6 protein-coding genes are annotated in these 6,856 nt (G+C 68.9%); 1 reads left to right on the top strand and 5 read right to left on the bottom strand.

What is annotated here, in order from left to right; genetic code table 11:
* Positions 1-226: 226 nt before the first annotated feature.
* Positions 227-1,279, bottom strand: a complete 1,053-nt coding sequence (locus ABZS66_RS31585) for an IS110 family transposase (protein ID WP_354764038.1) — start codon at positions 1,277-1,279, stop codon at positions 227-229.
* Positions 1,280-1,605: 326 nt separating this feature from the next.
* Here ABZS66_RS31585 and ABZS66_RS31580 point away from each other — a divergent pair, with 326 nt between their 5' ends.
* Positions 1,606-2,187, top strand: a complete 582-nt coding sequence (locus tag ABZS66_RS31580) for a hypothetical protein (RefSeq protein WP_354764037.1) — start codon at positions 1,606-1,608, stop codon at positions 2,185-2,187.
* A gap of 365 nt (positions 2,188-2,552) precedes the next feature.
* Here ABZS66_RS31580 and ABZS66_RS31575 read toward each other — a convergent pair whose 3' ends face one another.
* From ABZS66_RS31575 to ABZS66_RS31560, 4 genes are all read right to left on the bottom strand, one after another.
* Positions 2,553-3,698 carry a M23 family metallopeptidase gene (locus ABZS66_RS31575; RefSeq protein WP_354764035.1) on the bottom strand — a complete coding sequence of 382 codons (1,146 nt, stop codon included), beginning with the start codon at positions 3,696-3,698 and terminating at the stop codon, positions 2,553-2,555.
* 222 nt (positions 3,699-3,920) lie between these two features.
* On the bottom strand, positions 3,921-4,823 hold the full coding sequence (locus tag ABZS66_RS31570) for a hypothetical protein (RefSeq protein WP_354764033.1): 903 nt from the start codon (positions 4,821-4,823) through the stop codon (positions 3,921-3,923).
* 115 nt (positions 4,824-4,938) lie between these two features.
* Positions 4,939-5,577 carry a GGDEF domain-containing protein gene (locus ABZS66_RS31565; protein ID WP_354764031.1) on the bottom strand — a complete coding sequence of 213 codons (639 nt, stop codon included), beginning with the start codon at positions 5,575-5,577 and terminating at the stop codon, positions 4,939-4,941.
* A gap of 112 nt (positions 5,578-5,689) precedes the next feature.
* Positions 5,690-6,673: a MarR family winged helix-turn-helix transcriptional regulator gene (locus tag ABZS66_RS31560; RefSeq protein ID WP_354764029.1), complete on the bottom strand. Its 984-nt coding sequence runs from the start codon at positions 6,671-6,673 to the stop codon at positions 5,690-5,692.
* Between the last annotated feature and the right edge of the window lie 183 nt (positions 6,674-6,856).

Raw genomic sequence — 6,856 nt, 5'->3', positions numbered from 1 at the left:
CCCGGCAGGATCAAACAAGAGGCGGCTGGCCACTGCCGGCATCCTCATCTGCCGCCGATCGTGCGCGGTGACTTCCAAGTTGGCTACGGTCGGTGACGGGCGGCGCGAAGGTCCCTGATCTGGCTCCCCTCTGTGTCAAGACTTGGCAGGGGTTGCGGTTTAGGCTTGGTGTCGGCGGGCCCGGGAAGTGACTTTTCCGAAGAGCCGGTGTGGGGATGAGAGCTGGTCACGCAGGACTTGTAGACGTGTCCCGGTGTCCTCCCGGGCCCGTCGCCGCAGCGGCGACGGAGTCGTCGATCATCCGCCGATAGACGATGTCCGACAGCCGCCGTTTCAGGCTTCGCATCGCTTCCATCGACGTCTTCCCGGCCGCCTTCCTGCGGTCGAAGTAGGCGCGGCCGAGGGTGGCGTTACGCAGCTGGACGGTGGCCATGATGTGCAGCACGCGGTTGATCTGTCGGTTGCCCGCGCGTGATAGCCGGTGGCGTACCTGGTCGCCGGAGGAGGCGTCGATGGGTGCGGTGCCGTTCCATGACGCGAAGTGGGCCCGGTTCGGGAAGCGGGTGACGTCGCCGACCTCGACCAGCAGCCGGGCGGCGCCGGAGGGTCCGATGCCGTGCAGGTCCATGAGTGTGGTGCCGGTGGCAGCGACGAGTTCTTTGAGTTCCTTGTCGGCCTGCTTGGACCGCTGGTAGACCCGTTCAAGGTCGGCGATCAGTTCGGCGGCCACCCGCCGGCGGGCCTTGCCGACGGCGTCGCGCGGCCGGACGGTGGCCAACAGCGCTTTGGCCTGGGCCGCGGACAGGCTCTTCTTCGCCCCGCCCGGGATGAGCTCCAGCAGCAGTTGGTGCAACTGGCAGACCATCCGCGTGTGGTCCTGGCCGAGCGAGCGACGACGGTCAACGAGCAGCCGCAACACGGCGAGCTGTTCGTCGTTGACCAACGGCCGCAGCCCACGCATCCGCGTGCCGGCCAGGGCGACGGAGTGGGCGTCCGTGGCGTCGGTCTTGCGGCCTTGACCGGTGACGAAGACCCGCGCCCGGGCGGACAGTTTGGGCGGCACGTCGACGACCTGCTCACCATCGGCGAGTAACCGGGTGGCGATGTGCCGGCCGATGCCTTCGCATCCCTCGATCGCCCAGACCCGATTCGGCCACCGCTGCACGTAGGTGACCATCGCCGCGAAGCCAGCCCGGTCGGTGCCGAACCGGCCACCGCCGAGAACAGTCTCGTCGCCGGCCATCACCTCGACCGTGGCTGAGCGCTTGTGCGGGTCCATGCCGATGATTACCCGGTCCGATAGACTCACAGGTCCTCCGATGCTCGATCCGACAACGTGTCGAGCCGGGAGGGCAACGCTTCTTCGAGCTGGGCAATCCCCTCTTGAGCCTCTCCCCGCCCATAGGCGACGCCCGGGACTGCGCAGGCCAAATGAGAGCCACACCAGAGTGGGCAGCCGATGTGAGAGCGACAGCCCGGACGCCTAGACAGAAGCCTGGCCGGGCCTCGGTCCTACCGCAATGAAACAAGAAGCCGATGACAGTGCATGTGGTCTTGGTCCTACTGCGGCGGCGCCGAACTCGCGTTCTGCCTTACCATACGGTGATGACAAACCTCGAAGAGGAGTTCGCCTTCTTTGCAAAAGCAACGGAGGAACGCTCGGCCGAGCATCGGAAGGCGATTACCACCGCAGTGGGAAACAAGTGGTGGTCGATCGCCGGCTCACTTTTGCGCATGGAGCTCGACTCGCTCATTCGGGTAAGTTATCTCCGCGCCCACTCGAATGACAGGGCGCAGATCCTGTTTGCCTGCGCCGCCGGTCTCGGATTCGGCATTCCGAAGCAGGACGGAGCTGGGATCAAACGAATCCCGGATTCAGTTATGGTCCCGAGAGGCGGGTGGGAGCAACGGGTATACGACTTTGGGAATAGGTTTGTTCACCTGACCGAGGCGCACAACTATACCGAGCGCGATCCGTTTCTAGCGCTTCCAGAGGTTGATCGGAAGGCGATCGTCGAGTACCTTGATCATTACCATGGCGGGAAATCGGGCGTCAAAGACCTCTCAGTAGATTCACCCTTCGATGATGTTGCGCAATACGCACCGCATGTACTGGCGAAGATTGCAGCTAACATTCGCCACGGCGTGGAAGCGCTCGGCCGCGAGATCACGCTGAAACGGGATTGAACCACTGGACAAGTGCACAGATCACGTGCCCTCTCATGCCGCAGACATCGCGCGGTGGGTCTTGGCTGCCCGTCACCATGCGTAACCGTGAGGCTCGATCATCAGCAACCAACAGTCGATGCACCAGCGTGGTGCCGAAAGCGACGAACAAGGCCGGCGTGGCGCCAATGTCGTGTGCGAGCCAGTCGAGTTGCAGGAAGAGGTTCTGTTGGTGGAGACCGAGGGCGTTATCGGCTGCGTTGATGCTGGGGTGAGTGGTGAGGTGTTGGAAGCGGCGGCGGAGTCGCCGTTCGCGCGGTCTTGGCGGATCCGTCAAACCGCCCGCCAAGATCGCGCGAATCCGTCACCGGGCATAGGAACCTACATCACTGCTGCGAGCCCAAGCGCACGCCCTTCGCGTGCATGAAGCTCACCGGATCCACCGCCCCGCTCGGGCCCCGGTCCCCGTTGACATGCACCTCGAAATGCAAATGCGGTCCCGAACTGTGCCCCGACGATCCGACCTTGCCGATCACTTGCCCGGCCAGCACCTGCTGCCCCTCGACCACCGTCGGGCGGGTGAGCATGTGGCAGTACCGGGTCACGACATTGCCTGTGTGGCGGACATCGACGTACCAGCCACAGCCGGGTGTCGACGGTGACCCGTCTTGGTCACAGCCGTGGCTTGCCGGCACGACATTGCACCGCACCACCACGACCGTCCCCGAAGATGCAACATGAATCGGTGTGCCCCGCGCCGCTCCCAGGTCGACACCGTCATGCCCCGGTCGCTCGGCGGTCCGGAACCCCGACACGATCGGCGCGTGCACTGGCGTCACCCACTCGCAGCGGGCAGCGTCGCCCGACGGTCCCGCGTCCGAACCCTGGGGGCCCGGACTGCTCACGATCTCCGGACAACTGTTCGGACACTGCTCAAGATCGAGTGACATGACCGACCTTGCACGGTTTTCGCTGGAGACGACGGTCTGCACGATGGTGACCGCGTCGGGCTCCCACTGGGCGTAGGCGTCAGGGGTGGCGCTGATCTGCACGGCTTGCGCGGCCTCGGTCAGTGGCAGGGTCTGCCAGCTGTCGATCGTGACGAGCTTGTCGTAGAACTTGCCGGCCGTGTAGGCGGGGTCCATGAGTTGTTCGACGCTGCCCCAGCCTTGGGAGGGGCGTTGTTGGAACAGGCCGACGGAGTCGCGGTCGCCGTAGTGGATGTTGCGCAGGCTGGATTCCTGCATGGCGGTGGCCGTGGCGATCACCCAGGCGCGGGCGGGCAGGTGTCGGGTGGCGCCGACGGTGATGACCGCGGCGGCGTTGCCGATCTGGGTGCTGTCCCACCGGCCGATCGCCGGGAACGTCCCGCTCGGTGCGGTGAGGCTGGTGTCGGGTTGGGGCGTGGCACCGGCGGTCGGGGCGCAGCTGGCGGCGGCGCCGTGGGTCAACAGCATGCCGGTCAGGCCGCCGCAGATGAGGATGACGGCGCAGACGAGGCAGGCGATGAGCGCGAGGGCCCGGCTGGTCATGGTCGCCCCGCCCGGTCTGGTGGTTCGGCGGCGCCAGCCAAGCGTGCCGGCCTGTGCCAGCTGGTGTGCGTCTGCAGCTGGGCGGTGTGGGCGAGGCGGTCCACGGGCGGGTTGGTCCTTCCGTGCTGGGCAGGCGGAGCGCGGGGGTGGCGTGCTGCCGCGGCCGCCCCCGGCGGGGCGGCCTGGTTGGTGGACCGGCGCGCTCGTGCGGCGCGGAGGGGGTTAATGCTCGAGGCGGTGCCGGCCGATCGGGTGGCCGTCGCCGGTGTGCACGGTGACGGTGTCCTCGGCGGGGTCGAGCAGGTACAGCCAGGCGGCGTCGAGTTCACCGACGGTGGTGAGCGGGACGACAGCGACCGGTTCAGGCTCGACGTCGGCACCGTCCTGTCCGCTCGCGGCGTGGACCAGTCCGATCCCGGCGATGAGCCGGCGGGCGGCGACGTTGCCGTGCGTGGTGGCGGTGCCGGGATCGAGGTAGCTCCAGTCGTTGGCGAGCAGCAGGGCAGCGAGCAGGGCACTGTCGTGACCGTTCGCTGCCCAGATCCGGCGCAGCGTCGGCAGCATGACGTGGGGGTGGCCGCCGCGCTCGACGGTGCGGGCGTGCACCAGATGCGGGTAGCGGTGGTCGGTGACGCCGATCAGGCAGATGCTGTCGACGTACCGGCCGACCGGCCGCGCCGGCTGGCGTGCGTTGATGTCGGGCGTTGGCCTTGTCTCGGCGTGCAGGGCCGTGCGGGCGGCGTGGACAGCGTCGGCGAGGGTGGCCTGGTAGGCGATGTCGCCGCCGGCGGTGCGCAGGACGGTGTCGGTGCCGTCGGCGGGGTCGGTGATGCCGATGGCCCAGCCGCAGCCGGCGTGCGGAGCGACCAGGTGCGCCTGTGCGGTCCCGGCCGGCGGCGTGAGGATGAGCAGGTAGATGCTGCCGTCGGGAACTGGGGCGGCGTGGGCGGTCCAGTCCGGTGGCAGCAGGTCCGCCGCGAACCCGGCAGAGGTGATTGCCACGTCGCGGGTCTCGGCGGCGGTGCGGTGCTGTCGGGATGTGGCGGCGCAGCCGGTGGCGCCGATCGGGTGGATGCTGAGGCAGTTTGTCCGGTGCGTGGTGTCGGTGCGGTGATGGGACAACATGGACGGTGCTCCTCCTGTATGCATGGTGTTTCGTGGGTATGTCGTGGGAACCGCCGGTGCCCCGCAGGAGCGGTGGCACCGGCGGCCGGAGTGGGACTGGTTGTCGTCTTGTGCGTCAGCGGCGGTCACGGCAGCGATGGGTGGGCCTGTCCCCGTTCAGCGGCCCGACGGTGGCGGCGCCGGTGGGGCGGTAGCGGCTGACGCCGATGGCGTAGGTTTTGGCGTGGTACATGGCCTCGTCCGCCTCCCGCAGCAGGGTGCGGGCGGTGATGCCGGGCCGGCCGGTGGTGTAGCCGACGCTGACGCGGATGGCCAGCTGCCCGCCGCCGTCGACGGTGACGGGTTCGGACTCGATCATCGCCGCGGCCAGGTGCGCGGTGGTGCCGACCTCGTCCGGGCCGCCGTTGACGAGAACCGCGAACTCGTCGCCGGAGAGCCGGGCGGCCAGCCACACCGGGTCGGGCAGGTCGGTGAGCCGTTGCCCGACGACGGTGAGCAGGTCGTTGCCCGCCTCGTGGCCGTGGGTGTCGTTGACTGTCTTGAAGCCGTCGAGGTCGAGCAGGATCAGCCCGAACGGCGGGCCGTCGATGACGGCTCGGCGTAGGGCGGTGAGCAGGGTACGGCGGTTGGGCAGGCCGGTGGTGTCGTCGTGACCGGCCTGGTAGCGGGCGAGCCGTACGGCGCGCCGCAGCCGTAGCAGCGGCACGGTCATGACCGCCGCACCGGCGAGCACGCCACCGGCGGCGGTAAGCACTGATGCAAGGACATGGGACAATGGGGACGCTCCTTCGTATGTGGGAGCGCCGAGGGCGGGCGCGGTCGGGCCAACTTCCAGCGCCCGCCCTCGGGCAATCCGGTGTCAGGGGTCAGACGGACGCGGCGACCGGCGCCAACGCAGCGGCCGCCGCTGGTGCAGGTGCCGCGGCTGGGTTAGCCGGGTCGGCCGGGTCGGCGAGCAGTTGGAAGCTGGCGGGCTTTTCGACCGCCAGGACGACCTGCTTGCGGGCGACAAGCCGCTGCGCGGCGAGGACGACCGCTCCGGGGCTGGCCTTCGGTAGGCCGGTCCCCCGCTCCGCGTTGTTGATCAGCTTGCACAGCTCGCCGACCTTGTACACCTGGCCTGGGTTCGGTTGCAGGATGGCCAGGATGCTGCGGTCGAGGTCGCCTGGCGCGCGCCGCTTCAGGCGGGGGCCGGGCAGCGAGCCGGGTGCTGCGTCGGCGCCGCCCGCGTCGCCCGAGTCGTCTCCGGCCGCCGCGCCGGCGCGGGTCGCCGCATTCGCGTCTGCCTGCGCGGTTGCAGCGGTGTCCGAGCCATCGGCGGCTGCCGCATTGGTCAGGTCGCTGCTGGAGGTGCCCGCAGCAGCGGAGATGTCGGCTGCTGCGGGCGGCTGGTCGTCCGGCCCGGCGCCATCGGCGTCGGTGCCGATGGTGAGCGTGTCGGTGCCGCCGGCCGACGGGTGCTGCTCCTGCACCGGCATGTCCGGCTGGTCGGGGGCCTCGCTGTTGATCTGCGGGTCGGTGCCGGCGGCGGTGTTCTGGTCGGTGCCAGCCGGCGGTGTCGGTACTGCGGCGCCGACCGCTGTCGCGGTGATGGCTTCGGTGTCGCTGCCGGCGGCCGGTGCGTTGAGGGTGGCAGCGAGTTCCTGGCCGGTGTCGGTCAGACGCCATACGGTCTGGCGGTTGTCGGCCTTGGTGGATTCGGCGAGCCCGGCGGCGTTGAGCTTGCGCAGTTTCGGGGTGATCGTGGGATAGGCGATGCCGAGGTGTGTGGCGAGGTTGCCGGCGGTCTCCTCGCGGAGTTCGGCGAGCGCGCCGATGATCTGCTGCGACTTGTCGTCCAGCGGCGGCACACCGGCTGCGGCGGTCCCCGGGTCGGTGGTGGTGTCGGTTGCTGGGTTGGTTCGGTTGGGCATGTCAGCCCCCTTTTCTCCCTGCGCTGGCAGGGGTTTCGTGGTGAGGCGTGCACTGATGCACGCTTGGCTGGCGCGTGAAGGCAAGTCGGTTCGACTGGACTCGGCCCGCGCCGGCGGCGC

It is taken from the genome of Dactylosporangium sp. NPDC005572 (genome assembly GCF_040605515.1).
Classification (GTDB): domain Bacteria; phylum Actinomycetota; class Actinomycetes; order Mycobacteriales; family Micromonosporaceae; genus Dactylosporangium.
The sequence above is the reverse complement of the archived record's forward strand: the minus strand, read 5'-3'. Positions and strand labels throughout refer to the sequence as shown.